Annotated in this window: 22 protein-coding genes and 1 pseudogene; 10 read left to right on the top strand and 13 right to left on the bottom strand. The window is 64.6% G+C overall.

What is annotated here, in order from left to right; genetic code table 11:
* Window positions 1-8 precede the first annotated feature (8 nt).
* The 3 genes from IB269_RS06205 to IB269_RS06190 all read left to right on the top strand — a co-directional run bounded on the left by IB269_RS06205 (window position 9) and on the right by IB269_RS06190 (window position 1,790).
* A complete protein-coding gene (locus IB269_RS06205; RefSeq protein ID WP_088165458.1) occupies window positions 9-500 on the top strand; it encodes a helix-turn-helix domain-containing protein in 492 nt (163 codons plus the stop codon).
* Window positions 497-904 (top strand): VOC family protein, encoded by a 408-nt coding sequence (locus tag IB269_RS06200; protein WP_065346641.1) that lies wholly within the window; start codon window positions 497-499, stop codon window positions 902-904. The genes IB269_RS06205 and IB269_RS06200 overlap by 4 nt, the downstream gene beginning before the upstream one ends.
* A 391-nt stretch (window positions 905-1,295) precedes the next feature.
* Window positions 1,296-1,790 carry a MerR family transcriptional regulator gene (locus tag IB269_RS06190; RefSeq protein ID WP_065346639.1) on the top strand — a complete coding sequence of 165 codons (495 nt, stop codon included), beginning with the start codon at window positions 1,296-1,298 and terminating at the stop codon, window positions 1,788-1,790.
* Between the two features lie 25 nt (window positions 1,791-1,815).
* On the opposite strand, the pseudogene IB269_RS29245 reads toward IB269_RS06190, so the two are convergent.
* Both IB269_RS29245 and IB269_RS06180 read right to left on the bottom strand, forming a co-directional pair.
* Window positions 1,816-2,542 (bottom strand): annotated as a pseudogene (locus tag IB269_RS29245) (type 1 glutamine amidotransferase domain-containing protein).
* Complete coding sequence (locus IB269_RS06180; protein ID WP_192366661.1) at window positions 2,539-3,465, bottom strand: NAD-dependent epimerase/dehydratase family protein; 927 nt, start codon at window positions 3,463-3,465, stop codon at window positions 2,539-2,541. The pseudogene IB269_RS29245 and the gene IB269_RS06180 overlap by 4 nt, the downstream one beginning before the upstream one ends.
* 849 nt (window positions 3,466-4,314) lie before the next feature.
* Here IB269_RS06180 and IB269_RS06175 point away from each other — a divergent pair.
* The gene (locus IB269_RS06175; protein ID WP_192366660.1) at window positions 4,315-4,731 is read left to right on the top strand and encodes a jacalin-like lectin; all 417 of its coding nucleotides are present in this window, start codon (window positions 4,315-4,317) and stop codon (window positions 4,729-4,731) included.
* A gap of 279 nt (window positions 4,732-5,010) precedes the next feature.
* Here the strand turns inward: IB269_RS06175 and IB269_RS06170 are convergent, their stop codons facing one another.
* Genes IB269_RS06170 through IB269_RS06150 form a run of 5 tightly spaced genes read right to left on the bottom strand, consistent with a single transcriptional unit; the run spans window position 5,011 to window position 10,751 of the window.
* Entirely contained in the window at window positions 5,011-6,111 is a 1,101-nt protein-coding gene (locus tag IB269_RS06170) for an alpha/beta hydrolase (RefSeq protein ID WP_192366659.1), read from the bottom strand.
* 55 nt (window positions 6,112-6,166) lie between these two features.
* A complete protein-coding gene (locus tag IB269_RS06165) occupies window positions 6,167-7,246 on the bottom strand; it encodes an alpha/beta hydrolase (protein WP_412523744.1) in 1,080 nt (359 codons plus the stop codon).
* A complete protein-coding gene (locus tag IB269_RS06160; protein ID WP_192366657.1) occupies window positions 7,246-8,463 on the bottom strand; it encodes a cupin domain-containing carboxymuconolactone decarboxylase family protein in 1,218 nt (405 codons plus the stop codon). The genes IB269_RS06165 and IB269_RS06160 overlap by 1 nt, the downstream gene beginning before the upstream one ends.
* Window positions 8,460-9,890 carry an MFS transporter gene (locus IB269_RS06155; RefSeq protein ID WP_192366656.1) on the bottom strand — a complete coding sequence of 477 codons (1,431 nt, stop codon included), beginning with the start codon at window positions 9,888-9,890 and terminating at the stop codon, window positions 8,460-8,462. Before IB269_RS06155 ends, IB269_RS06160 begins: the two co-directional genes overlap by 4 nt.
* Before the next feature lie 9 nt (window positions 9,891-9,899).
* Complete coding sequence (locus IB269_RS06150; RefSeq protein WP_099751594.1) at window positions 9,900-10,751, bottom strand: aldo/keto reductase; 852 nt, start codon at window positions 10,749-10,751, stop codon at window positions 9,900-9,902.
* Window positions 10,752-10,876: 125 nt separating this feature from the next.
* Here IB269_RS06150 and IB269_RS06145 point away from each other — a divergent pair, with 125 nt between their 5' ends.
* Entirely contained in the window at window positions 10,877-11,836 is a 960-nt protein-coding gene (locus tag IB269_RS06145) for a LysR family transcriptional regulator (RefSeq protein WP_013801970.1), read from the top strand.
* A 54-nt stretch (window positions 11,837-11,890) separates the two neighbouring features.
* On the opposite strand, the gene IB269_RS06140 is transcribed toward IB269_RS06145, so the two are convergent.
* Window positions 11,891-12,775 (bottom strand): LysR family transcriptional regulator, encoded by an 885-nt coding sequence (locus tag IB269_RS06140; RefSeq protein ID WP_017407463.1) that lies wholly within the window; start codon window positions 12,773-12,775, stop codon window positions 11,891-11,893.
* 119 nt (window positions 12,776-12,894) lie between these two features.
* On the opposite strand from IB269_RS06140, the gene argC reads away from it, so the two are divergent.
* Window positions 12,895-13,881, top strand: coding sequence for an N-acetyl-gamma-glutamyl-phosphate reductase (argC, locus tag IB269_RS06135; protein ID WP_192366655.1), 987 nt, complete (start codon window positions 12,895-12,897; stop codon window positions 13,879-13,881).
* A gap of 125 nt (window positions 13,882-14,006) precedes the next feature.
* On the opposite strand, the gene IB269_RS06130 is transcribed toward argC, so the two are convergent.
* The gene (locus IB269_RS06130; protein ID WP_013801954.1) at window positions 14,007-14,588 is read right to left on the bottom strand and encodes a GDSL-type esterase/lipase family protein; all 582 of its coding nucleotides are present in this window, start codon (window positions 14,586-14,588) and stop codon (window positions 14,007-14,009) included.
* A 148-nt stretch (window positions 14,589-14,736) separates the two neighbouring features.
* Window positions 14,737-15,156 carry an acyl-CoA thioesterase gene (locus tag IB269_RS06125; protein ID WP_141831558.1) on the bottom strand — a complete coding sequence of 140 codons (420 nt, stop codon included), beginning with the start codon at window positions 15,154-15,156 and terminating at the stop codon, window positions 14,737-14,739.
* A 218-nt stretch (window positions 15,157-15,374) separates the two neighbouring features.
* On the opposite strand from IB269_RS06125, the gene IB269_RS06120 reads away from it, so the two are divergent.
* The 4 genes from IB269_RS06120 to IB269_RS06105 all read left to right on the top strand — a co-directional run bounded on the left by IB269_RS06120 (window position 15,375) and on the right by IB269_RS06105 (window position 20,273).
* Entirely contained in the window at window positions 15,375-17,075 is a 1,701-nt protein-coding gene (locus IB269_RS06120; RefSeq protein WP_192366654.1) for an electron transfer flavoprotein-ubiquinone oxidoreductase, read from the top strand.
* 404 nt (window positions 17,076-17,479) lie between these two features.
* On the top strand, window positions 17,480-18,451 hold the full coding sequence (locus tag IB269_RS06115) for an ABC transporter substrate-binding protein (protein ID WP_012206114.1): 972 nt from the start codon (window positions 17,480-17,482) through the stop codon (window positions 18,449-18,451).
* A 123-nt stretch (window positions 18,452-18,574) separates the two neighbouring features.
* The gene (locus IB269_RS06110) at window positions 18,575-19,462 is read left to right on the top strand and encodes an ABC transporter permease (RefSeq protein ID WP_034394853.1); all 888 of its coding nucleotides are present in this window, start codon (window positions 18,575-18,577) and stop codon (window positions 19,460-19,462) included.
* A gap of 16 nt (window positions 19,463-19,478) precedes the next feature.
* Entirely contained in the window at window positions 19,479-20,273 is a 795-nt protein-coding gene (locus IB269_RS06105; RefSeq protein ID WP_012206116.1) for an ABC transporter ATP-binding protein, read from the top strand.
* 67 nt (window positions 20,274-20,340) lie between these two features.
* Here IB269_RS06105 and IB269_RS06100 read toward each other — a convergent pair whose 3' ends face one another.
* From IB269_RS06100 to IB269_RS06090, 3 genes are all read right to left on the bottom strand, one after another.
* Complete coding sequence (locus tag IB269_RS06100) at window positions 20,341-20,727, bottom strand: cupin domain-containing protein (protein ID WP_096916615.1); 387 nt, start codon at window positions 20,725-20,727, stop codon at window positions 20,341-20,343.
* 76 nt (window positions 20,728-20,803) lie between these two features.
* Window positions 20,804-21,616, bottom strand: a complete 813-nt coding sequence (locus IB269_RS06095; protein ID WP_192366653.1) for an AraC family transcriptional regulator — start codon at window positions 21,614-21,616, stop codon at window positions 20,804-20,806.
* 60 nt (window positions 21,617-21,676) lie between these two features.
* A complete protein-coding gene (locus IB269_RS06090) occupies window positions 21,677-23,137 on the bottom strand; it encodes an MFS transporter (RefSeq protein WP_192366652.1) in 1,461 nt (486 codons plus the stop codon).
* Window positions 23,138-23,203 lie beyond the last annotated feature (66 nt).

Raw genomic sequence — 23,203 nt, 5'->3', positions numbered from 1 at the left:
GAGACGGCATGAACAACGACCTTGCACACCAGGATCCTGAACTGTTGCGCCGGCTGCTGCGCGCGAAGGACAGCATTGACGCCGCATCGCACGAGGCCTGGCCTGTCGGGCGACTGGCGCAGGTCAGTGGCGTGTCCGAAGCGCACTTCGCCCGGTCGTTCAAGCAGGCCTTCGGCAGTCCGCCGCACCGGTACTTGCTCACGCGGCGCATCGAGCGGGCAATGACGCTGCTGCGCGAAACCGATCTGGCCATCACCGACATCGCCTTTGATACAGGCTGGGCAAGCCTGGGCACCTTCGGACGCACCTTCCGCGATATCACAGGCGACAGTCCCAGCGCAGTCCGGGTGCGCGCCCGGGCGACGATGCGCGAGCTGGGCCGCGTGCCCGCCTGCATCGTCAGCGCCGCGCACCGCCCCGACCTCACGACCGCAGTTTCGGAGAAGCGACGCCGGGCAACAAGCGATACAAACGAACCCGAACAACAGGAGATCCCATGATTCGAGGCGTTGAAGTGGTTGGTTTGTATGTGCGCGATCAAGACGAAGCACTCGCGTTCTATGTCGACAAACTCGGGTTCCGCGTCCACACGGACGTGGCAAACGGCGACTATCGCTGGCTCACGGTGCAGCACCCGGAACAACCGTCGTTCCAGCTCGGCCTGTTCACACCCGGCCCGCCCGTGCTCGACGCAGCAACGGCGCAGGCAGTGCGCGCGATTGTGGCCAAAGGCGCCATGCCGCCCCTCGTACTGACCGTGGATGACTGCCGCGCGGCCTACGACCGAATGCTCGCAAGCGGGGTGGAATTCACGCAGGAACCCGTGGCACGGTACGGCACCGTGGACGCAGGCTTCCGCGATCCGTCGGGGAACGGGTGGAAGATGATCCAGGCGCGCCGCTAAGGGAGGCCGCCTTGAACTGGAACCATCGGATCCGGCAAATCCACCGCTGGCTGTCCGTCGCCTTCACGGTCACCGTCATCGCCAACTTCATTGTCCGGGCGCAGGGGGAACCTCCCTCCTGGGTCAGCTACTCGCCGCTGCCCCCGCTCTTTCTCTTGCTGTTGAGCGGTCTGTACCTCTTCGTGCTGCCGTACATCTGCATGCGACGCAGTGGAACAAGGAAGCCAGGCGATGCGAGGTAGGTGTCTTGGCCCTTGAATGGCCGCCAGCACGCATTCTTCGACAAGGGCGCGTCGCGCTCGCCGCAAATTGCCGCCGCAACGAAGGGCTTGCGAGTACGATAAGCTTCAAGCCTTGTTGAAGGTCAAGGAGCCCTTGTCGAAGGTTGCGCATGAACATTGGTGAACTGAGCAAACGCACAGGCCTGTCCACATCACGCATTCGTTTTTATGAGCAAAGCGGCCTGCTGCAAGCGGCTGAGCGTGGCGCGAATGGCTACCGCAGCTATCCGCCTGAGATGGTGCAGATGCTGGAGCTGATTGCGATGGCGCAAGGCGTGGGCTTCAGCCTGGATGAAATTCGTGCACTCTTGCCGCCCGGCCTGCAAGGCTGGGACCATGAGGCCGTCGTGGGCGCGCTGCGCCAAAAAATTGCCGATATCAAGGCCATGGAGAAAAAGCTGCAAACCAGCAAAAAGCAGTTGCAGGCTTTGTTGACCGATATTGAAGCGCGGCCAGACAACATGGATTGCCACGACAACGCACGCCGCGTGCTCTCCCATGTACTGGCCCAGCAATCCGAATCCCTGGCCTCTGAAGCAGCGGCCGAAGAAAAAATGGGCAAGCTCATGCGCACAGGACACAAGAAGCGGGCAAGCGTGGCATAGGCCTGCGCCAGTTTGGAACGCGGCCCTAGCGCCTTGCCAAAGCCTGCACCACCTGCTTTGCAGTCGCTTTGGCCGACCCCGGGTTTTGCCCGGTGATGAGGCGGCCATCGGCCACCACATACGAGATAAAAGGCAGCAAGGCTTTTTGATAGCGCGCACCGCGCATCTTCATTTCCTGCTCGGCGTTGTAGGGCATGGACCGGGCCACTCCGGCCAGGATTTCTTCCGTCCATGAAAAACCCGTGACCCGTTTGCCCGCGACCAGCAAAGAGCCGTCGCTGAGCTGCGTATTGAGCAGGCCGCAGTAGCCGTGGCAAACCGATGCAACGATGCCACTTCGCTCCCAGATGCTGCGTGTGATGCGCTGCAGCCCCGCACTATCTGCGTGTGATGCGCTGCAGCCCCGCACTATCGGGAAAATCCCACATCACCGCATGCCCTCCAGTGAAGTAGATGGCATCGAAATCGTTCGCGACGATATCGGCAGGTGCCGCAGTGTTCGCCAGCAGGGCCATGCGCGCGGGATCATCGAGCCAGGCTTTGGCCGAAGCATCGAAGAACGGCCATTGGAGTGCGCGCGGCTCCAGCGGTACGGCGCCACCCAGCGGGCTCACCAGTTGCTGCGGGTACCCTTGCGCAGCAAACACATCCCATGCATGGGTCAGCTCCGACAGCCACAGCCCTGTGGCGTGCGCAGGGTCGTCGTAATGAGCGACATTGGTGACGACATGCAAGATACGTGGCGTACTCATGAAGACTCCTGCGCGATGTGCTTGAGGCCCTGTGCGTAGCTGGTGACAGCAAAGTCGGGAAAGCGGCGCTTGAACTTGGACGAATCAAACACATTGTCGTGCGCGTAGCGTGGCAGCAGTTCACGCAGTTCGCGCACGGGCTTGGAGACCCAGCCAGCAACCACCATGGCCAGGTGGCTCAGTACCTTGTAGCGCGGCTCAACCCCAAAGGTTGCAGCCGCCAAGTTCACAAAGGCCTGATAGGTCAGCCGCTCGTCCCAGCAAGGCAGATGCCAGGTCTGGCCATACGCATCTTGCGCATTGCCAATGGCTGCCATGGCGCGGCTTGCATCGGGCGTCCAGATCAGGGTGCGCAGCTTGTCGTCACGGACCGGCACTTTGGCCTTCTGGCCCGCCTTGAGCGGGCCGATCACCAGGGTGTTGGTAATGCTTTGGGTTTTGCCGGGGCCGTAGAACTCTGGCGCGCGGGCAATGGCGACGGGGATATCGCCGCGCTGCATCTCGGCCAGCACCATCTCGGCCATCAAGGCGCGCACGCGCCCCTTTCGGCCCACCGGGGCAAATGCGGTTTCCTCGGTCTGCCGCTGCGCGGTTTGCGGGTACATGTAGGTGTTGTCGAAGTAGACAAATTTGGCCCCCGCTGCCCGCGTGGCATCGAGTGCGTTGCGCAGCATGGCAGGAAATTGCCGCTCCCATAACTCGGTGTCTGGTGGCAGGCCAGCGGTGAAGTACACGACCTCGCTGCCACGCACGGCCTCCAGGGTTTGCGCGGGATTCATCAGGTCGGCGGACACCAGCTCGTCCGTATCGTTCACCTTGCGCGGCTTGCGGCTGACCAGGCGCAGGTTCTGCGTGTAGTTGCTGTGGAGCTCGCGCGCCAGCTCCACAGCGATCTGGCCATTGGCGCCCAAAATGGTTTGCATATCGATCCTTGCAGCATCTTCTGTGATGAGAGGATAAGGAGCTTAAGCTTCAACTTGAGTTGAAGGTCAAGCGGCAAACTACAGATCCCTGATACCAGGTCAAAGACAAACCCGACGGCTCGCTGGCTGTCTGCGAAACCCCGGCATCTCCATCATGCCGGGGAGCCTGGGGTCTGGACACTGCGACCTGCTGTGGTGCACCTGGTGAAGGCCGGTTCGGGCCGGCAGCGCCTGTGCATGAGCCGCGATGGCGGACTTGCCCCTTTGCGGTTGCTCATCTGTGGTCCGAAGTTGTCGGTTTTATCGAGACTGCCACCGCTCACCAACATCAATGGCTGCAATGGCTGCAATGACTCGAATGGCCGTAACGACTGGAATGGCAGCAATGTGTGCACTGCTGCCATTTGACGCGATCAGAATGCACCGCGCCCATTGAAAAGAAGAAGCCATTCTCAATCCAATGATTGAATTGACAACTTCCGATGGACGCCGCTTATCCAATGTGACAGAATGAAACGCCAGCAATGAATGACCTGAAGACTTCTGATGATGGAAGTGGCAAATATTGCCATGACGATCGCACTGCCAGGAAGAAAACTGGATGTGCCGCTATTGAGATCCAGAAATCAAATCATGTTGACTTTGTGCATTTCGGAGAGATCTTTTGGTCAATGAACGTCAGAGCTTGTTCTTGTCGACCGCACCTCATTTGCACTGAAAGCGTCCCACGGCCATTGTCGCCATTCAGCCAATCATTGAATCCAGCTTCTGGCTTTCGAGCCTTATGCTTCTATGAACATCGCCCCGTAGAAGCCAAAAAACCAAGGGCGATTGACAACGGAGATTTATATGCCTTACAAGAAAAGTCAACAAGTCGGCGGCCAGGGTGGAGACGAATTTTCCGATGATCTGACCCAAGTGGTTCGAATTGTGAGGATTTCGATCAGGCATGGAGCCAGGGTCGATGCAATCCAAACCACATGGCTTCTTACAGACGGAACACAACTCACTGGTGCACGTCATGGTGGCGGGGGCGGCGAAGAAACTGTGATCGAGTTTGGCAGCAACGAGCACATCGTTACGATACAAGGGCGAAGCGGAAGTCGAATTGATTCCCTGACCATTACCACCAACAAGAAGTCCTACGGCCCTTACGGAGGCGACGGAGGGAAACCCTTCGGCCCCATTCCTACTGAAGCAGCAGGTGGATTCTTTGGTCGTTCCGGCACAAATGTTGACGCGATAGGCGTTTTCATTCCAGCGTAGTGTCAAGCCGGTGATGGTGCCATCTCCTCAACAAGGCACCGAAACGGACCGGGATAAAGCTGATGTTTATTCCAGTCCGCTCACCGGTTCTATTGATCCCTGCTGTTAAGCAGGCATTAATCAGCAAAGCCTTGACCCACAGCAAGGGGTTGATGGCCCCCATCCATGAGCCGCGAGAACGGCCCTCCAGTAGCCGCCAGGCTGCATTGGCGTTCACTGTCATTGGACTCAGCCGCTTTCACGCGCCCGTGTTGCATCGGAGTGTTTCACCCCGCCCTGTCAAATGTTCTTCCCGTAGAACGGGACCAGCTTGGCCACCACGGCCTCAACGTATTCAGGGACCCAATAGGTTTCAATGTGGGTTGCGCCCTGGATCTTGAACAGCTCCTTGTCCTTGGCACCGCTGGCCTTGGCGAACGCCTCCTCGGTCATGTAGAGGCTGTCCGCCTTGCTGCCGGCAATCATCAACAAGGGTTGCTCGATCAGTTCGATCTGGTCAGTGGCGTCCCAGCGCATCAGGTCCAGCAGGCTGCTCGTCGTGTACTTGAAGGTCGAGCCGGGATGGGCATGCGTGCGCCAGTAGTACTCATAGCCCTGTCGGTACATCTCGAAGGGCAGCGCTGCGATCTGCTCGTCCGTCATGTCCGCATCGCCCGAGTAGAGGATCTTGCCACCGGCCGCCTGCTGAGCACGGGCATCCGAGGCCTGCTTCAGGCGCTGCTGGATCGTGGATAGCTGCGAGTCTGCGAAACCGTTGCGGCGGACCCTGCCGGAATTGAACATGCTCAGCGTTGCGACGGACTTGAAGCGCTTGTCCGTCTTCGCCGCTGCCAGCGAATAGCCGCCGCCACCGCAGATGCCGAGGAGGCCGAGACGATCTGAATCGACGCCCGCGTAGGTGGTGATGAAGTCCGCCATGCCATGAATGTCCTCGATGCGGTTCATCGGCGTGTCCACTGAACGCGGCAGGCCGCCGCTGCCGCCTTGATAGGCTGCATCGGCCGTGATCGCCACGTAGCCGTGCTCAGCCAAGCGTTGGGCATACAGACCGGCGGTCTGTTCTTTCACACCACCGTTGGGGTGTGCAACGACGACAGCGGGGTACTTCCTTGACGGGTCGAAGTTCGCCGGCGTATAGACATTGGCCACGATGTCCAAGCCACCGAGTTTGTACTTCACCGGGTGGATGTTCACCTTGCCAGGCAGGTTCTGCGTGATGGCGTCGCCATAGACGAGCGTGAAGGGGTTCTTCTTGTAATCGGCCGCTGTTGACGGCGAGGGAAGGGTCATGGCTGTAGCTCCGAGGGCTGCTGCAGAAATTGCGATGGCCGAAGTGCCCAGGAACTCGCGGCGCTTCGTGTCAATGGATACGTGGGTCATGGGTCGTCCGATCTACTGAGACATCTGTGCGGTTCTTGCGAACCAGGCGAAAGGGTCAATCGAGCCTCTTCCTGGTGAGGAAGGAAGACACCAGGTCCGCGATCTGGACGTTGTTCAGGTCGGACATGATGAAGTGGGTGTTCCCGCGTATGCCCACCTCAGGCAGATGCACGAGCTGCGCATCTCCGCCGTGCCTGTTGACGGCGTCCACCCAAAGGCGAGCCATGGCGAGCCGGACGCGCCAGTTGTCCTGGCCGCGCTCGGTGGTGGGCTCAGTCGGGAAGTTGTCGCCGTAGTAAATGACGATGGGGATGCGGGTGAGCTTTTGGAAGTCTTGTGCCGATACAGCCTCCGGCGCCAGGGTTCCCGCAGCGCTGGGCATGTCGGCCGGCAGTTCTCCCGGCGGGAAGATGAAGCCGCTGCCCGGCTCGAACGCCACGACGCCCTTGACGTTGGCGCTCTTGATGGCTGTCAGCCAGCCAGGTCCGCCGCCCTGCGAGTGCGTGAAGAGGATGGCCGGGCCTGTCTTGGTGAAGAGCGCAGCCATCGCCTCGGCGATCACGTTGGCGTCATAGGCGCCAGTGTTCGGCGTCACCGAGCGCAGGAACTGGTTCAGTGTCTCCGGCTGGCGGTCGAACTGCACGTTGTCGAAATAGCTCGGCCACTTGCCAAAACGGAACTGGTCGAAGAACAGTTGGTCGTAGGGCGTCGGCTCGGTCGTCGTGGCGACGGTGCTGTTGCCGGCCCTGCCTCGGCGCGGCTGATCGACAAGGTAGACCGGGAAGCCGCGGCGCAGGAACAGGTTCTGGAAGCCCTCGCGGCCATCCGACGTCGTTTCCCAGCTCCGAGCCGACTGGAAGGCGCCGTGCAGCATCACGATGGGCAAAGGCCTCGGATTCTGCGGGACCTGATAGAAGGCGTAGAGGTGATCGCCGTGGAAGCTTTGCCCTGCGCTTGTCGGCTTGTCGTTGTCGTAGACGCCGGGCACCGTCTTCACAACGCCACCGACCGCGAAGCTGCCCTGGCGCTGAATGACCAGGGGCCTCGGCGAACTGTCCGAACGAGAGGCGCAACCTGCCAGCGATACAGCCAAGACAAGTGCTCCTGCGCGGAAGATGCGGGTGATGCTCATCATCAGCCTTTGGATGCAGCGTCGAGGGCCTGCACGAGTGCGTCATTGGCGCGGGCTGCCACCTCGGGGCCGACCTCTTGCGCCAGCGCTTGGCTCAGCTGCCGCAGTTGCGATGCGGTCAGACCCACGCGCAGGCTGGCTCGCATGTGGGACCGCAGCTGGTTCTCTGCGCCCGGTGTCGCAGCCAGCGCTCCGACCGTGGCCAGCTCGCGGCTGCGCCAATCGAGGTTGTCGCGCTCGAAAATGTCGCCAAACAGGTGCGCCTGCAGAAACTGATTGATGATCGGCGCGAACTCGAACACCGGGCCCTGGACCGGTCCACCTGAAATCTTGGCCTGATTGGCCTGGCCGGCCAGCACCAACTCACGGCCGGTGGACACGGCTCGGCTGGGGTCGTGACCCGGAGCGTCCTGCAGGCCGCGCTGCTTGCGCAGCTCGACGACCTTGAGCAGTTCGCCGAGCGCATTGAGACTTCTGGGGAAGCCCGCGTAGGCATAGAGCTGCACCAGGACCTCCTTGGCCTCGCTGACTGTCATGCCCGCGTCCAGCCCCTGGTTCAGTGCCATGCCCAGCCGGGGCATGTCACTGATTGCCGTGAAGGCGGCGATGAGCGGAATGGCGCGTTGCCTGGGGCTCAGCGAATCGGACGCAGGCTGCACGACCTGCTGTGGCTTCTGTGGCTTCTGCGGCTGCTGTGCCCTCTGGCCGGCCATCGCGGAAAGGCCTGCGCTCACCACGGCGGCCTGGTAGTCCTGCTCGCAGAGTTTGTCCTGCCAGGCGACGGCGCTGCCGTTTTCTTTCTCGGCGATGGCGATGTGGGTCATGGAGCCTTGAGGCCCGGCGCCATGCCAGTGGCGCACGTTGGGCGGGATGGTCACGACATCGCCAGGGCGAATGATGAGCGCCGGCTGGCCTTGTTGTTGCACAAGGCCCTGTCCCTCGGTGACGATCAGCGTCTGACCGAGCGGATGGGTATGCCAGGCCGTCCGCGCACGGGCCGTGAACGTGACGGTCGCTCCACCGGCCGTTCCGGGGAGCAGCGCCTGAAAGGGTGAGCTGATGCGGACGTCGCCGGTGAACGTCTCGGCCGATCCAACGCTGACCTGCTGCGCAGACGCGGGGCGAACTTCGACGACGGGCGGCATTGCGCCAGGACCGGCTGACTGCGCCGCAGCGGCTGTCACCGCACCGCTCAAGGCCATTGAAAGCAGTGATTTCACGAGAGCGCCTCCTGTTGTTTCGCCTGATGGCGGCGGTGCGGCTTGACGATAAAGAACCACGAGACGATCAGCGCCAGGCCGAGCAGCACAGCGGCCACGTCCATGACGGCAGCAATGCGATGCGCGAGGGCAGCACTGTCTTGTTGCTCGATGGACGAACCAGCGCTGGCGAAGACAAGAACCAGCAGTCCAAGCCCCAGTGCTCCCCCCAACTGGTGAGCCACGTTGACCAGGCCGGAGGCAGCACCGGCGTCCTCACGCGCCACTCCCGCCACACCGGCCGCGGTCAGCGGAGCCAGCAACAAGCCCTGGCCCAGTCCGATCAGGACCATGGGCGGGGCGATGCCCGTCCAATAGCTCGATAGCGCATGCGCTTGACCCAACCAGGCAAGGCCCACCACCCCGAGCAGCAGGCCGGCGAGAAGCAGCGTCTCGTTGCCGAAGCGGCGGGCCAGCCCGGGCACGGCCATGGCCGAGGCAAAGTTGGGCAGCGTCACGGGCAGGAAGGCAATGCCGGCTTGCATGGGCCGCAGATGCAGCACGCCCTGCAGGAACTGCGTACAGAAGAACCAGAAGCCAACGGCGCCGCCCAGGAAGAGCATGCGCGTGATGTACGCACCGGCTCGCTGCGGGCTGGTGAGCAGGCGCAGCGGCAGGATGGGTTGCCGGACCCGGCGCTCAATGCCGATGAAGAGCAGGATCATCAGCATGCCGCCGACCAGGGCCCCCTGTGCGAGGCCATCGTGCCAGCCAGCTTCGGCTGCTCGAACCAGGCCGTAGACCAGCGCCGTCATCCCTATGGTCGAGCTGATGGCGCCGCCCACGTCGAACTGGCCTTCCTGCTTCCGAGTCTCGGCAATGTGGCCACGCGCAGCGGCGATCAGCAGCAACCCTATCGGCAGGTTGATGAAAAAGCCTGCGCGCCACGACACCAAATCAGCGAACAGGCCGCCCAGGACTAGGCCCAGGGTTGCGCCGACACCGGCCGCCGCCGCGTACAGCGAGAGCGCCCGGGTGCGGCCCGGTCCCTCCGCGAAATGCGTGGACAGCAGTGCGAGCGTGGACGGCGCAAGGACGGCGGCGCCTACACCTTGAATTGCGCGGGAGACCAGCAACCAGCTTGCGCCAGGCGCCAGGCCGATGGAGACGGAGGCGAGTGTGAACAGCGCCAGCCCCAGGATGAACATCCGCCGGCGGCCCAGGATGTCGCCAGCGCGGGCACCCAGGAGCAGCAAGCCACCGAAAGCCAGCGTATAGGCATTGGTCACCCAGGACAGTTGCGCCGAAGTGAAGCCCAGACTTGCCTGGATGCGGGGCAGACCCGTGATGACAATGGAGATGTCCACGACGATCATCAGGTAGCTGGCAACGATGATGGCCAGGACCTTGTTCTCGTTGCGGATGGGGCAGGATTGCGCGGCGTTCATCGCGGTCACTCAGATGTCCAGCCTGCGCTCGGACATCCACTTGACGATGGCCGGGTCGCGGTGAGAGAAAAAGCTGCTCGTGTTGGTGTCGAGCGTGGCGATGCTTGCCATGTGGGCGTCGCTGAGTGCGAAGTCGAAGATGGCGATGTTCTCTGCCATGCGCTCCTTGCGGACGGACTTGGCGAGCGCGACGATCCCGCGCTGTACCAGCCAGCGCAGCACCACCTGGCCGACCGACTTGCCGTAGTGCCGGGCGATGCCGAGCAGCACTTCGTTCTGGAAGAGGCCGTTGCGGCCTTCGGCAAACGGAGCCCAGGCCTCGGCCTGCACACCCATCTCTCTCATGAACGGCACGGCTTCCAACTGCTGCTGGAAGGGATTCACTTCGACTTGGTTGACCGCCGGTGCAATCTCGTTGAACGCCTTGATGTCCATCAGGCGGTCCGGTTGGAAGTTGCTGACGCCGATGGCGCGCAGCTTGCCCGCGCGGTAGGCGTCCTCCATCGCGCGCCACGAACCGTGGACGTCGCCGAAGGGCTGGTGAATCAGGTACAGGTCGAGGTAGCTGAGCTGCAGCCGACGCAGGGACTTGTCGATGGCTTGCTGCGTACGCTCGTAGCCGGCCTCCTGCACCCAGAGCTTGCTGGTGACGAAGAGCTGGTCACGCGGCACGCCACTGGAGCGCAATCCCTTGCCGACCGCTTCTTCGTTCATGTAGGAGGCGGCGGTGTCGATCAGCCGGTAGCCGGCTTCGATGGCATCGACGACGCTGCGCTGGCACTCATTGGCATCGGCGATCTGGAAGACGCCATACCCGACCATGGGCATGTGAAGACCGTTGTTCAGAACGACGTGTTGCATGAGCTTTGCCTTGTAGAGGTTCGATGGCACGAACTTTAGGCAAGGGACTGGCATCTGAATAGATGCATTTGAGTTGTTGAATTAGCATCAATTCAATGACAATGAAAGCCGCGAGGAGGCCACTCATGGCGATCAACGAGCTTCGATCCATCACGACCTTCATCAAGGCAGCGGAACTTGGCAGCCTGCGCAAAGCTGCAGCAGACCTTGGCATCAGCCCCCAGGCGGCAAGCAAGGCATTGGCCCAGCTGGAAGCCCATCTGGACGTGCGCCTGTTCCATCGGACAACGCGTGTGATGTCGCTGACCGATGCAGGACAGCGGCTGTTCGAAGACGTGCGGCCGGCCGTGACGGGAATGCACAGAGCGCTGCAGTCCGCCAAGTCGGCACGGGATGAATTTGCGGGCCCGCTGCGCATCACGGGACCTCGCACCACGTTCCAGCCGATTCTTTGGCGCCTGGTCGACGAGTTTTGCGATATGCATCCAGGGATCCAGCCCGACGTCCTGCTGGACGACCGTATCGGCAACTGGGTGGAGGATCGCGTGGACGTGGGCTTTCGCCTCGGCCCGTCGCCCCATGAGGGCGTGATTGCACGACGGCTGTTCCCGGTTCAGTTGCCCATCTGCGGTGCACCTTCTTACTTCGCGAAGCACGGTGTGCCCGAGTCGTTGGCTGACCTGGCCACACACCGCTGCAGCGCCTATCGGCATCCGAGCACGGGGAAAGTGCTGCCGTGGCGGGTGAAGATCGACGGCCAGGCCGCCGACCAGCCAGTCGCCCCGACGATCTGCAGCAACGACGAGCTGTTTGAGCTGCAAGCCGTCCTGGCCGGCAAGGTGCTGGCCCAGCTCGCGGGCGTCACCGCGGCACCGTTTATCCGCTCCGGCAAGCTGATCCCGATCCTCGTGGACCACATGCCGGACTACGCCAGCTACTTCGTCTACTTCGGAAGCAGGTCGTCCCAGCCAGTACGAGCCCGTGCATTCATCGATTTGGCCGTTCAACGTCTGGTGGACAGCCCCGAGTACGTACTCAACCCCAGCGAGCTCCGGGGCAAAGTCGGGCGACCAGGCCGCGCTTGATGCGGCGCAAGCAACATCAGCCATTGCCCCGAACGCACGGCGCCCCCTCCCCCTTCAACGCCCCCGCATCCCCATCAAAACCTCAATCGTCACCGTCGTCGCATCGTCATCCGGCCTTTTGCGATGCGCGATGCCCAACGCCCTTGACAGTGCTGGCCGCAGGGGCCGCGTGGTGATGCGGGGGTCAGGCTGCGGTGCGCCGGCCTCATGGGGCAGCAGCGCGGCGCCGTAGCCCGCCGCCACCAGGCTCTTCATTGCGTCGTTGTAGTTCAGCTCGATCCGTGCCTGCGGCCGGGCGCCGCCTGCGGCAAACCATTCGGCGGTCTGGCGCGACAGCCGGGTGCCACGGTCGTTGGCGATCAGCGGACGGGCCGCAAGCCACGCGGGCGTGATGTGCCGCGGCGGCTTCCAGGCGGCCGGGATGAAGGCCAGCACGGGGTCCTGGCGCCAGGCCTGCACCTGCAGCCCGCGCAGCACGGGCTGCGGCAGAGCGACGATGCCGATGTCCAGGCTGCCGGCGGCCAGGCGCGCCAGGGCTTCCTCGCTGGTCATCACCGCCACTTGCACATCGATCTCGGGATGCCGGGCGGCCAGGGTTTCCAGCGCCTGGGGCAACAGGTGCGCGAGTGCGCCGGTGGAGGCGCCCAGGCGCACGCGGCCCCCGCGCGTGGCGATCTGGCGCTGCACGGTCTGCAGGAGATCGTCAGCCTCGGCCAGGAGCTGGCGCGCCTTGTCTATCAGCAGGCTGCCCGCCGATGTGGCGGTGACGCCGGCCGGTGCGCGGTGCAATAGACGAGTTCCCAGACGCTCTTCGAGCTGCGCCACATGCAGCGTCACCGTGGGCGGCGCCAGGTGCAGCACCTTGGCGGCGGCAGCGAATGAGCCCAGGTCGGCCACCGTCAGCAGGGTGCGCAGACGGTCCAGATTGATTTCGCGCATGGTGCGGTGTCCCAGGTTGCCAGCAATTCAGGAATCATGAATCCGTAGTTTGTCAGATTCAACTGGCCTGCATGCGGCAGGCGCTGCAACATGCGCTCCACACCCAATCGGAGCAACCCATGACCTCTCTTGTTTTCATCGATGGCGACCAAGGCACCACCGGCCTGCAGGTGCGCGAATGGCTGGCGGATCGGACCGACCTGCGCCTGCTGCAGCTGCCGGCCGACCTGCGCAAAAGCACGGCGCACCGGGCCGAGGCGCTCAACGACTGCGACATCGCCTTGCTGTGCCTGCCGGACGAGGCTGCGCGCGAGGCCGTGGCGCTGGTGCGCCGGCCCGGCGTGCGCGTGATCGATGCGAGTTCTGCGCATCGCACCGCGCCGGGCTGGGTCTATGGCCTGCCGGAACTGGAGGCAGGCCAGGCTGAACGCATCGCCCATGCCCGGCGCGTCAGCAATCCCGGCTGCTATCCGACAGGTGCGCTGGCACTGCTCAGGCCCTTGATCGACGCGGGCCTGCTGCCCCCCGACTACCCGCTGGCCATTCACGCGGTATCGGGCTATTCGGGACGGGGCCGCGCAGGGCTGCTGGACCATGAGGGCGCTGCCGCCGCGACTGCCGTGCCCCTGCAGGTCTATGGCCTGGGTCTGCACCACAAGCACGTGCCCGAGATCCAGCAGCATGCCGGCCTGGCCCATGCGCCGGTGTTCGTGCCGGCCTATGGCCACTACCGGCAAGGCATCGTGCTGACCATCGCCCTGCATCTGCGGCTGCTGCCCGCTGGTGTGACCGCCCGCAGCCTGCACGCTGCGCTGCAGGCGCGGTACCAGGGCCAGCCCTGCATCGAGCTGCAACCCCTGGAGGAGGACGCCGATGCGCAGCGGCTCGATCCGCGCGCGCTCAATGGCAGCAACCGGATGCGGCTCGCGGTGTTCGGACAGCCGCAGGAGCAGCAGGTGCTGCTGACCGCCGTGTTCGACAACCTGGGCAAGGGCGCCGCCGGCGCGGCGGTGCAGAACCTTGATCTGATGCTCGGGCTGCAGCCGATGCTGCAGCCACTGCTCCACGGCTCAACGAATCCGTCGCGAATTCCCCTCCCACTCTGAGCAAAGGGGCATGCGCGCCCTGCCGAGCGCGGCGAGCTGGCCGCCGCCTTGCTGCCAGCCAGACCGAAGCGGGTCCTGCGCCAGTCGGCCTGAACTGTGCTGCTCGGCGGCCCGGCTCTGCAGGCTCAGCGCGGTAGCCCGTCAATCGTCTGGATCAGCAGTTGCGCCAACCTGTCGCTGGCGGCCTGGGTGCGGTGCACGCCATCCGGGTTCAGGTCCTCGTCACCGCGAAAATCGGCATCCCAGCCGGCGTGCGGTATGCCCTGTTGCGTGGCGATGTCGTGCATCACCGCGTTCAGGGCGTCCAGGTTGTCCGTCCATTCAACGGGAAAGCGCCCCAGCGGCATGCCGGGCAGGCCCGTGAACACGGGAGTGGAGCCACATTCCCGGCTGATGCGCACGGCCTCCAGCAGGTCGGCCCGGTACTCGTCTGGCGGGACCAGGCCGAAGCCGTCATTGGCGCCCAGGGCGATGACCGTGACGCGGCTGTTGTGCGGCACATCGGCAAACGTCAGCATGAGTTTTTGCAGCCGCAGGCCGTTGATGCACCTGTCATCCAGCGTCCACCAGGGGCGTGCCGCCTGGATGCGCTGCACCGGCGTGATGTCCACGCCGTAGCCGTTGAGAATGCTGTCGCCGTTGAGCTCGATGCTCAACGGGCAGCGATAGCCAAACAGCCGGCACAGCAGCTTTTGCAACCAATCCATATCGAACCTCCTGGGGAATGCGGGCATGGACGACACGGCATGTGTCGTTCACCCGATGATCCGCGAGGCTCCCTCGCCCGCAGGCACTCCGGGCGCCACGGCCTGGCGTGCAGTGCCCAGGCACATCATCTGAAGGGCGCCAGGGCCGCTATCCCACCATCTCCCGCACCCAGCCCGGCAACTCGATGGCCTTCTGCCTGGGAAAGTCCACCCAGATCACGGTGCCGCCGCCGGCCGCGCAGATGACGCCGGGCTCGGAGATGCGTTCCATGGTTCCCCAGGTCTCGAAGGTGGTGCGGCCGGGGTCGCTGACGTACATCTTGAGCAGCACTTCGTCGGGATAGGCCAGCTGCTGGTGGAAGTTGCAGAACGCATTGACGATGACCGGCCCCTGCCCGCCCGGCGTAGGCGCCATGCCCGCTTCAACCATCCAGTCGATGCGGGCAGTCTCAAGATAGCGGAAGTACATGGCGTTGTTGACATGGCCCATGGCGTCCATGTCGCCCCAGCGCACTTTGAATCGCATCTCGTGAACCCATTTTTTATATTCTGGAATCTCTATGCGCATGCCTGCAGTCTCCTTGTTGTAGCGCCACCGCAAGGCACCATGCCCCGCAGCCCCCGGTCACTGTGCAGCAGGGCGGATTCCCGCGCTGTCACCTATCAGCAACGACGGGGTCCACGCACGTCATAGAATCCACCGCATTGCGGCATTTGCGCTGCAGCCGAACGAACGTTCGGTCTGCCGAACATCCTGTTTTTTCAATATCCAAGCGAGACACCCCGATGACGAACGAAGAAATCCTGGCCCAGTACGGGCCGCGCGAAGCCATGGAATACGACGTGGTGGTGGTTGGCGGCGGCCCCGGCGGCCTGGCCACGGCCATCCGCCTCAAGCAGCTGGCGACCGAAAAAGGCCAGGATGTCTCCGTCGTCGTGCTGGAAAAGGGCTCGGAGCCCGGTGCCCACATCCTCTCGGGCGCCATCATGGACCCGCGTGCGCTGACCGAGCTGATCCCTGACTGGAAGGAAAAGGGCGCACCCCTGACCCAGCCCGTCACCGATGACGCCATGGTCTTCCTGGGCGAGAAATCCGCCCTGCGCACGCCCAACTTCCTGCTGCCGGCCTGCTTCCAGAACCATGGCAACTACATCGTTCGCCTGGGCTACGTGGTCAAGTGGCTGGGCGAGCAGGCCGAGGCACTGGGCGTTGAAATCTTCCCGGGCTTTGCTGCCGCCGAGGTGCTCTACAACGACGACGGCTCGGTCAAGGGCGTGGCCACCGGCAACATGGGCATCGGCAAGGACGGCGAACCCACGGGCGAGTTCCAGCTGGGCATGGAGCTGCACGCCAAGTACACGATCTTTGCCGAAGGCTCACGCGGCCACCTGGGCAAGCAGATCATTGCCAAGTACCAGCTGGACGCCGGCAAGGACCCGCAAAGCTACGGCCTGGGCATCAAGGAGCTGTGGGAAATCGACCCGGCACGCCACAAGCCCGGCTTCGTGATGCACACGGCCGGCTGGCCCATGGACAGCAAGACCTACGGCGGCGCCTTCCTCTACCACCTGGACGACAACAAGGTCACGCTGGGCTTCATCACGGGCCTGGACTATGCCAATCCCTACCTGAGCCCCTTCGAGGAATTCCAGCGCTGGAAGACCCATCCCAACATCCGCTACTACCTGGAAGGCGACGAGTCCAAGGGCATCAAGCCGGCCAAGCGCCTGGGCTACGGCGCGCGCGCCATCACGGCCGGCGGCCTGCTGTCCCTGCCCAAGTTCGTGTTCCCGGGCGGCGCGCTCGTGGGCTGCGACGCAGGTTTCCTGAACGTCAGCCGCATCAAGGGCAGCCATGCCGCCATCAAGACCGGCATGCTGGCCGCCGAGGCCGCCTATGACGCCATCGTCGCGGGCCGCCAGGGCGACGAGCTGGGCGCCTATGTAGAGGCCTTCGAGAACAGCTGGCTGTACGAAGAGCTGAACAAGTCGCGCAACTTCAAGGCCTGGTTCAAGAAGGGCCTGACCACGGCCACGCTGATGAACGGCATCGAGCAGTTCGTGCTCAAGGGCAACATCCCCTGGACGCTGCACCGCGACAAGCCCGACCACGCCTACCTGAAGCCTGCGGCCGAGTGCAAGCCCATCGACTACCCCAAGCCCGATGGCAAGCTGACCTTCGACCGCCTGTCCAGCGTCTTCATCAGCAACACCAACCACGCCGAAGACCAGCCCGCCCACCTGACGCTCAAGGACGCCTCGGTGCCCGTGGCCATCAACCTGGCCAAGTACGCAGGCCCCGAGCAGCGCTACTGCCCGGCCGGCGTCTATGAGTTCGTGGACGACACGGCCCAGGGCGGCAAGCGCCTGCAGATCAACGCCCAGAACTGCGTGCACTGCAAGACCTGCGACATCAAGGACCCCACGCAGAACATCGTCTGGGTCACACCCGAAGGCGGCGGCGGGCCGAACTACGCGGGCATGTGATCCGCACGCCACACCGGCCCTCCTCTGAAGCCTGCCCAAGCCTGCTTGCGCAGGCTTTTTCTTTGAGCGCCGTCAAAGCCATGCAGGCCCAGAAAGCATAGAAGGCCATCCGAAAGGCGCTTGCACGCAATAAAAATGCACGACAAAGCCAAAAACAAGCCCCTGAAGACGCAAACCTGCACCGCCAAACCTGTCCAACACGCATGAAAAAGTTGCACCTAGGGCATTCCCCGCAGATTTCATGCCAATTTTTAGATACAAACCTATAGGTGAAAACCGGGTCGTCCAAACGCCAAGGCGTACAGGGCGGCTGCAGTAGACTTTGCCGCGAAGCGCCGCGACCGTCCTGTGCGGCCTTCTGCTGAGCAAACAGGAACAAACACAAGCACGTTGGAGATACACGTATGAAGCACTTGTCTTGGGCGCCCCTGGGCGCGCTGGCCCTGGCAATTTCCGCCATCGCGGGCGGCGCCCACGCCGCTGACGAGAAGTCGGTCGCAGTGACCGCCATCGTCGAGCACCCTGCACTCGACGCCGTGCGCGACGGCGTGCAGGCCGCGCTCAAGGAAGCTGGCTACGAAGCCGGCAAGAACCTCAAGTGGCAGTACCAAAGTGCCCAGGGCAACACCGGCACGGCCGCGCAGATCGCACGCAAGTTCGTGGGCGACAAGCCTGACGCCATCGTGGCCATCGCCACGCCCTCGGCCCAGGCCGTGGTCGCATCGACCAAGACCGTGCCCGTGGTGTTCTCCGCCGTGACCGACCCCGTGGCCGCCAAGCTGGTGCCCAGCTGGGAGCCGTCCAAGAACAACGTGACCGGCGTGTCCGATCTGCTGGCCCTGGACAAGCAGATGGATCTGGTCAAGCAGGTCGTGCCCAACGCCAAGCGCGTGGGCATGGTCTACAACCCCGGCGAGGCCAACTCCGCCGTGGTGGTCAAGGAACTCAAGGCCCTGCTGCCCAAGCTGGGCATGACCCTGGTGGAAGCCGCCGCACCCCGTTCCGTGGACGTCAGCAGCGCCGCGCGCAGCCTGGTCGGCAAGGTCGATGTGATCTATACCAACACCGACAACAACGTGGTCTCGGCCTACGAGTCGCTGGTCAAGGTCGGCCAGGACGCCAAGATCCCGCTGGTGGCCTCGGACACCGACTCCGTCAAGCGCGGCGCCGTGGCTGCCCTGGGCATCAACTACCGCGATCTGGGCGAGCAGACCGGCCGCATGGTGGTGCGCATCCTCAAGGGCGAAAAGCCCGGCGACATGAAGACCGAAGTCAGCACCAAGATGGAGCTGTTCGTGAATCCCGGCGCCGCCGAGAAGCAAGGCGTCAAGCTGTCCGACGCGCTGGTCAAGTCGGCCGCCCAGGTGATCAAGTAATACCCGGGGTTTGCCTGCCCGGGACCAACCCGGGCAGTGCGCCCACGGTGGCAGGCGCCATGGCAACATGGCCCTGCCCTTTTTTTAAGTCGTTTTCTGTCCCACGCGCCTGTCGCTCCTCCTATGTCTCTTTTCTCATTGCTCGGTGCCGTCGAGATCGGCCTGATCTTCAGCCTGGTGGCGCTGGGCGTCTTCATCTCGTTCAGACTGCTGCGCTTTCCCGACCTCACGGTGGACGGCAGCTTTCCGCTGGGCGGCGCCGTCTGCGCCATCCTGATTTCCACGGGCACCAATCCCTGGCTGGCCACGCTGGCCGGCACGGCCGCTGGCGCCGTCGCGGGCCTGATCACGGGCTGGCTCAATGTGCGCCTGAAGATCATGGATCTGCTGGCCTCCATCCTGATGATGATCGGCCTGTATTCGGTCAACCTGCGCATCATGGGCGGCCCCAACGTGCCGCTGATCAACGAGACCACGCTGTTCACCCTGCTGCAGCCCGACAGCGTGGCTGACTATGTGATGCGCCCGGTGATCCTGTTCGTGATCGTCGTGCTCGCCAAGCTGGGCCTGGACTGGTTCTTCGCCACCGAGCGGGGCCTGGCCATCCGCGCCACGGGCTCCAACGCCCGCATGGCACGCTCGCAGGGCGTGAACACCGGCGCCATGATCCTGCTGGGCATGGCGATCTCCAACGGCCTGGTCGGCCTGGCCGGCGCGCTGTTCGTGCAGACCCAGGGCGGCTCGGACATTTCCATGGGCATCGGCACCATCGTCATCGGCCTGGCTGCCGTGATCGTGGGCGAGTCCATCCTGCCTTCGCGCCGCATCGTCTGGGCCACGCTGGCCGTGGTGGTGGGCGCCATCGTGTACCGCTTCTTCATTGCAGCGGCCCTCAACAGCGATTTCATCGGCCTCAAGGCCCAGGATCTGAACCTCGTCACCGCCCTGCTGGTGACCGTCGCCCTGGTGATCCCCCAACTGAAGCGCAAGTTTGCACAGCGCAAGTCCTGATCGCCGGAGAACCCTCATGCTGAGCGCACAACAACTCGAAATCACCTTCAACCCCGGCACGCCCATCGAAACGCGGGCGCTGCGCGGCATGTCGCTGGACATTCCCGACGGCCAGTTCGTCACCGTCATCGGCTCCAACGGCGCCGGCAAGTCCACCTTCCTGAACGCCGTCTCGGGCGACCTGTCCGTGGACAAGGGCCGCATCGAGATCGCCGGCCAGGACATGACGCGCCTGCCCGTGTGGGCCCGCTCCGAGCGCGTGGCCCGCGTCTTCCAGGACCCCATGGCGGGCACCTGCGAGGACCTGACCATCGAGGAAAACATGGCCCTGGCCCAGCGCCGCGGCACCTTCCGCCGCCTGAGCCGCGCCGTCAAGGCCGAGATGCGCGACAACTTCCGCGAGCGCCTGTCCATCCTGGGCCTGGGTCTGGAAAACCGCCTGACCGACCGCATCGGCCTGCTCTCTGGCGGCCAGCGCCAGGCCGTGAGCCTGCTGATGGCGGCGCTGCAGCCTTCGCGCATCCTGCTGCTGGACGAGCACACCGCCGCGCTCGACCCGCGCACGGCCGACTTCGTGCTGCAGCTGACGGCGCGCATCGTCTCCGAGGCCAAGCTCACCACCATGATGGTCACCCACAGCATGCGCCAGGCGCTGGACGTGGGCGAGCGCACGGTGATGCTGCACCAGGGCCAGGTCGTGCTCGACGTCAGCGGCGAGGAGCGTGCGCGCATGGACGTGCCAGACCTGCTGCACATGTTCGAGAAGGTGCGCGGCGAAAAGCTGGCCGACGACGCGCTGCTGCTGGGCTGAGCGCTCCGCACTTCCGGGAACAAGGGGCGCTGCGGCGCCCCTTGTTCATGGGATGGCTACGGGCTGGCTATACCCACACGTCGTTCATCGCCGTCCTCTCGCCGCCTTCCTCCCCGGTGTTCAGCACCCCGCGCGGCTCGATCAGCATGAGGCGGGCTTCCCGCTCGGCGCTGGGCCTGTGCTCCGTGCCTTTGGGGACCACGTACAGCTCGCCCTGGCGCAGCAGCACATGGCCATCACGGAAGTCGATGCGCAGCTCGCCGTCCAGCACCAGGAAGGCTTCATCCGTTTCTGCATGCGAGTGCCAGATGAACTCGCCCTGCACGCGCACGATCTTGAACTGGTAGTCGTTCATCTCGGCGACGACGCGGGGGCTCCACTGGCCGGTGAAGCGGCTGAATTTCTCGGGGAAGTTGATGGCCTCGTAGGGGCGGTTTTCAACGGGGAACGTCATGGGCAGACCTTATGAAAGCGTGTGAAGCCTCCATGCTAGGAAGCGCCATCCCTCCGGTCTTGCACGATCGTGCAGCTCAGGCTGCGCCCAGGCGCCTGAGCCAGCGTGCGGGCGGCACGCCATAGGCCATGGCGAACTGGCGCGCCATGTGGCTCTGGTCGAAGAAGCCGGCCTGCAGTGCGGCATCGGCCACGGGCTGCCCGGCCAGCAGCAGGCGCCGCACGGTGTCCAGCCGGCGCATGGTCAGGTAGCGGTAGGGGCTGGTGCCGTAGAGCGCGCGGAAGTCACGGCACAGCCGACAGCGGTCCAGGCCACTGGCCCGAGCCAGGTCCTCCAGGGTCACGCCCTGCTCCAGCGCGTCGTGGATGCAGGCGCGGGCGCGTTCCACGGCCCCCAGGTCGGGCAGGCGCCGGACGTTGCGCCGGCCCGCCACGGCGTCCAGCGCCCATGCCAGGTCGTAGATGGCGTCGTCGCGCGCCAGCGGCTCCAGGTCTTCATCCAGGCCCTGCAGCAGCGGCAGCAGCGCGGCCTTGAGCCGCGGATCGGCAGACAGCCCGCCCTCGACAAAGGGCAAGGGCCTGCCGCCCAGCACCTGCTGGATCAGGGCCGGCTCCACATAGACCATGCGGTAGCGAAAACCTGCGTCGGTGCCCGCGTGGCCGTCATGCAATTCATCGGGATGCAGCACCATGGCACCGCCCGGCAGGCTGTGCCGCTGGCTGCGGCGGTAGACAAAGCTCTGCACGCCGGACAGCGTCAGGCCCAGTGCATAGGTGTCGTGCCTGTGGGGCGCATAGCCGTGCCCGCCGAAGTAGGCCTCGATGCGCTCCAGGCCAACGCCCAGCTGCGAATGCCGGACCCAGTCGCTGGAGATGCTCGTTTCTGCCATGTGGGTTGGTGGTGAGGGGTGTGCAAAGCAGCCGCAGATGGTAACTGCGGGCCAGTGACCTCAAGGCGAGCAGGCCGGCTGCTCCGCGCCCGGCACGGCCTGGCTTGCCGGTGCGCGGCGCATGCCCGCAGACACCACCCACCCCAGCAGCGCGATCAGTGCAGCACCCCATTCGGCCTGCTGCAGCCCCCGGGCCGTGGCCTCGCGCAGCGCATCGGGCGCCGTGATGCCGGCCAGCGGCGCCGTGGCCACCATGACCAGCAGGGCCAACCCCAGTGCCGCGCCCACTTGCTGGGCCGTGGCCGCAATGCCCGAGGCCACGCCCTGCTGCGCAGCCGCCACGCCCTGGCCGGCCACCACCCACATGGCGGTCCAGCACGCGCCCTGGCCCAGGCTGAGCACCACGAAGCCGGGCACCAGCCAGACATAGCTGCCACCCAGCGGCAGCGCCCAGGCCATGTAGGCCAGGCCGATGGTGCCTGCGGCCCAGCCGCCCATGAGCACGGCGCGCGGTGTGGAGCGGTGCAGCCAGTGTTCGGCCCAGCGGATGCCCAGCGTGCAGACCGCCGTGGGCAGCAAAAAGGCCATGCCGGCCTGCAGCGGGCTCCAGCCGAAGATCTGCTGGAAATACAGCGCCAGGAAGTAGTACTGCACGCCAAAGCTGCTCATGAAGATCATGGTCAGCAGCATGGCCGCGCGCAGGCTGGGCACGCGCAGCAGGGACAGCGGCATCAGCGGCGAGGCGATGCGGGCCTCGATGCGCCAGAACAGGGCCAGCGCCGCCATGGCCACGGCCAGCGTCCCCAGCGTGGCGGCGCTGGCAAAGCCCCATTCAGGGCCTTGCACCAGGGCCGTCACCAGCAGGCTGCTGCCCACGGTCACGCTCAGGCAGCCAGCCAGATCAAAGCCCTGGCCCGGCGCGGCGCGCCCGGTCTGGGCCGAGGGCGGCAGAAAGCGCAGCGCCGCCATGGCACACGGCCAGGCCACGGGCACCAGCACCCACAGCACCCAGTTCCAGCCCAGCGTCTGCGTGAGCACGCCGCCCAGCAGCGCGCCGGCCGCCAGCCCGCCGGCCGACGCCATGCTCCACACGGCCAGGGCGCGGTTGCGCTCGGGCCCTGCCGCATACAAGGTGTTGATCAGCGACAGCGTGGCCGGAAACAGCAGCGCCCCGGCCACGCCCTGCCCTGCGCGGCCCAGCACCAGTTGCCAGGGCTGCGAGGCAAAGCCGCCGACCAGGGAGGCCAGGCCGAACAGCGCCATGCCCGCCACATACATGCGCCGCTTGCCCAGCAGGTCCGCGCAGCGCCCGCCCAGCAGCAGGCAGCCGCCAAAGGCCACGCTGTAGGCACTGACCACCCATTGCAGATGGTGCGCGTCCATCTGCAACTGCTGGCCCATGGCGTCGAGCGCGACGAAGACGATGGTGGCATCCAGCGCAATCAGCAGCTGGGACAGGGACAGCAGCGCCAGGGCGGCGCGCGGGTGGCGCAGGGCGCCGGGGGAATCGGTCATTGGCATGGCGCCGATCCTAATTAATGCACTTGTGAAGATAAACAGCAGATTTTCATTTTTCTTATGCAAAAC

Source organism: Delftia sp. DLF01 (genome assembly GCF_014852125.1).
GTDB lineage: Bacteria > Pseudomonadota > Gammaproteobacteria > Burkholderiales > Burkholderiaceae_C > Comamonas > Comamonas acidovorans.
The sequence above is the reverse complement of the archived record's forward strand: the minus strand, read 5'-3'. Positions and strand labels throughout refer to the sequence as shown.

What these genes read in the sequence shown, in the direction of transcription:
- IB269_RS06205 (WP_088165458.1), top strand. Translation starts at nt 9, where the DNA reads ATGAACAACGACCTTGCACACCAGGATCCTGAACTGTTGCGCCGGCTG.
- IB269_RS06200 (WP_065346641.1), top strand. Translation starts at nt 497, where the DNA reads ATGATTCGAGGCGTTGAAGTGGTTGGTTTGTATGTGCGCGATCAAGAC.
- IB269_RS06190 (WP_065346639.1), top strand. Translation starts at nt 1,296, where the DNA reads ATGAACATTGGTGAACTGAGCAAACGCACAGGCCTGTCCACATCACGC.
- IB269_RS06180 (WP_192366661.1), bottom strand. Translation starts at nt 3,465, where the DNA reads ATGCAAACCATTTTGGGCGCCAATGGCCAGATCGCTGTGGAGCTGGCG.
- IB269_RS06175 (WP_192366660.1), top strand. Translation starts at nt 4,315, where the DNA reads ATGCCTTACAAGAAAAGTCAACAAGTCGGCGGCCAGGGTGGAGACGAA.
- IB269_RS06170 (WP_192366659.1), bottom strand. Translation starts at nt 6,111, where the DNA reads ATGACCCACGTATCCATTGACACGAAGCGCCGCGAGTTCCTGGGCACT.
- IB269_RS06165 (WP_412523744.1), bottom strand. Translation starts at nt 7,246, where the DNA reads ATGATGAGCATCACCCGCATCTTCCGCGCAGGAGCACTTGTCTTGGCT.
- IB269_RS06155 (WP_192366656.1), bottom strand. Translation starts at nt 9,890, where the DNA reads ATGAACGCCGCGCAATCCTGCCCCATCCGCAACGAGAACAAGGTCCTG.
- IB269_RS06150 (WP_099751594.1), bottom strand. Translation starts at nt 10,751, where the DNA reads ATGCAACACGTCGTTCTGAACAACGGTCTTCACATGCCCATGGTCGGG.
- IB269_RS06145 (WP_013801970.1), top strand. Translation starts at nt 10,877, where the DNA reads ATGGCGATCAACGAGCTTCGATCCATCACGACCTTCATCAAGGCAGCG.
- IB269_RS06140 (WP_017407463.1), bottom strand. Translation starts at nt 12,775, where the DNA reads ATGCGCGAAATCAATCTGGACCGTCTGCGCACCCTGCTGACGGTGGCC.
- argC (WP_192366655.1), top strand. Translation starts at nt 12,895, where the DNA reads ATGACCTCTCTTGTTTTCATCGATGGCGACCAAGGCACCACCGGCCTG.
- IB269_RS06130 (WP_013801954.1), bottom strand. Translation starts at nt 14,588, where the DNA reads ATGGATTGGTTGCAAAAGCTGCTGTGCCGGCTGTTTGGCTATCGCTGC.
- IB269_RS06125 (WP_141831558.1), bottom strand. Translation starts at nt 15,156, where the DNA reads ATGCGCATAGAGATTCCAGAATATAAAAAATGGGTTCACGAGATGCGA.
- IB269_RS06120 (WP_192366654.1), top strand. Translation starts at nt 15,375, where the DNA reads ATGACGAACGAAGAAATCCTGGCCCAGTACGGGCCGCGCGAAGCCATG.
- IB269_RS06115 (WP_012206114.1), top strand. Translation starts at nt 17,480, where the DNA reads ATGAAGCACTTGTCTTGGGCGCCCCTGGGCGCGCTGGCCCTGGCAATT.
- IB269_RS06110 (WP_034394853.1), top strand. Translation starts at nt 18,575, where the DNA reads ATGTCTCTTTTCTCATTGCTCGGTGCCGTCGAGATCGGCCTGATCTTC.
- IB269_RS06105 (WP_012206116.1), top strand. Translation starts at nt 19,479, where the DNA reads ATGCTGAGCGCACAACAACTCGAAATCACCTTCAACCCCGGCACGCCC.
- IB269_RS06100 (WP_096916615.1), bottom strand. Translation starts at nt 20,727, where the DNA reads ATGACGTTCCCCGTTGAAAACCGCCCCTACGAGGCCATCAACTTCCCC.
- IB269_RS06095 (WP_192366653.1), bottom strand. Translation starts at nt 21,616, where the DNA reads ATGGCAGAAACGAGCATCTCCAGCGACTGGGTCCGGCATTCGCAGCTG.
- IB269_RS06090 (WP_192366652.1), bottom strand. Translation starts at nt 23,137, where the DNA reads ATGCCAATGACCGATTCCCCCGGCGCCCTGCGCCACCCGCGCGCCGCC.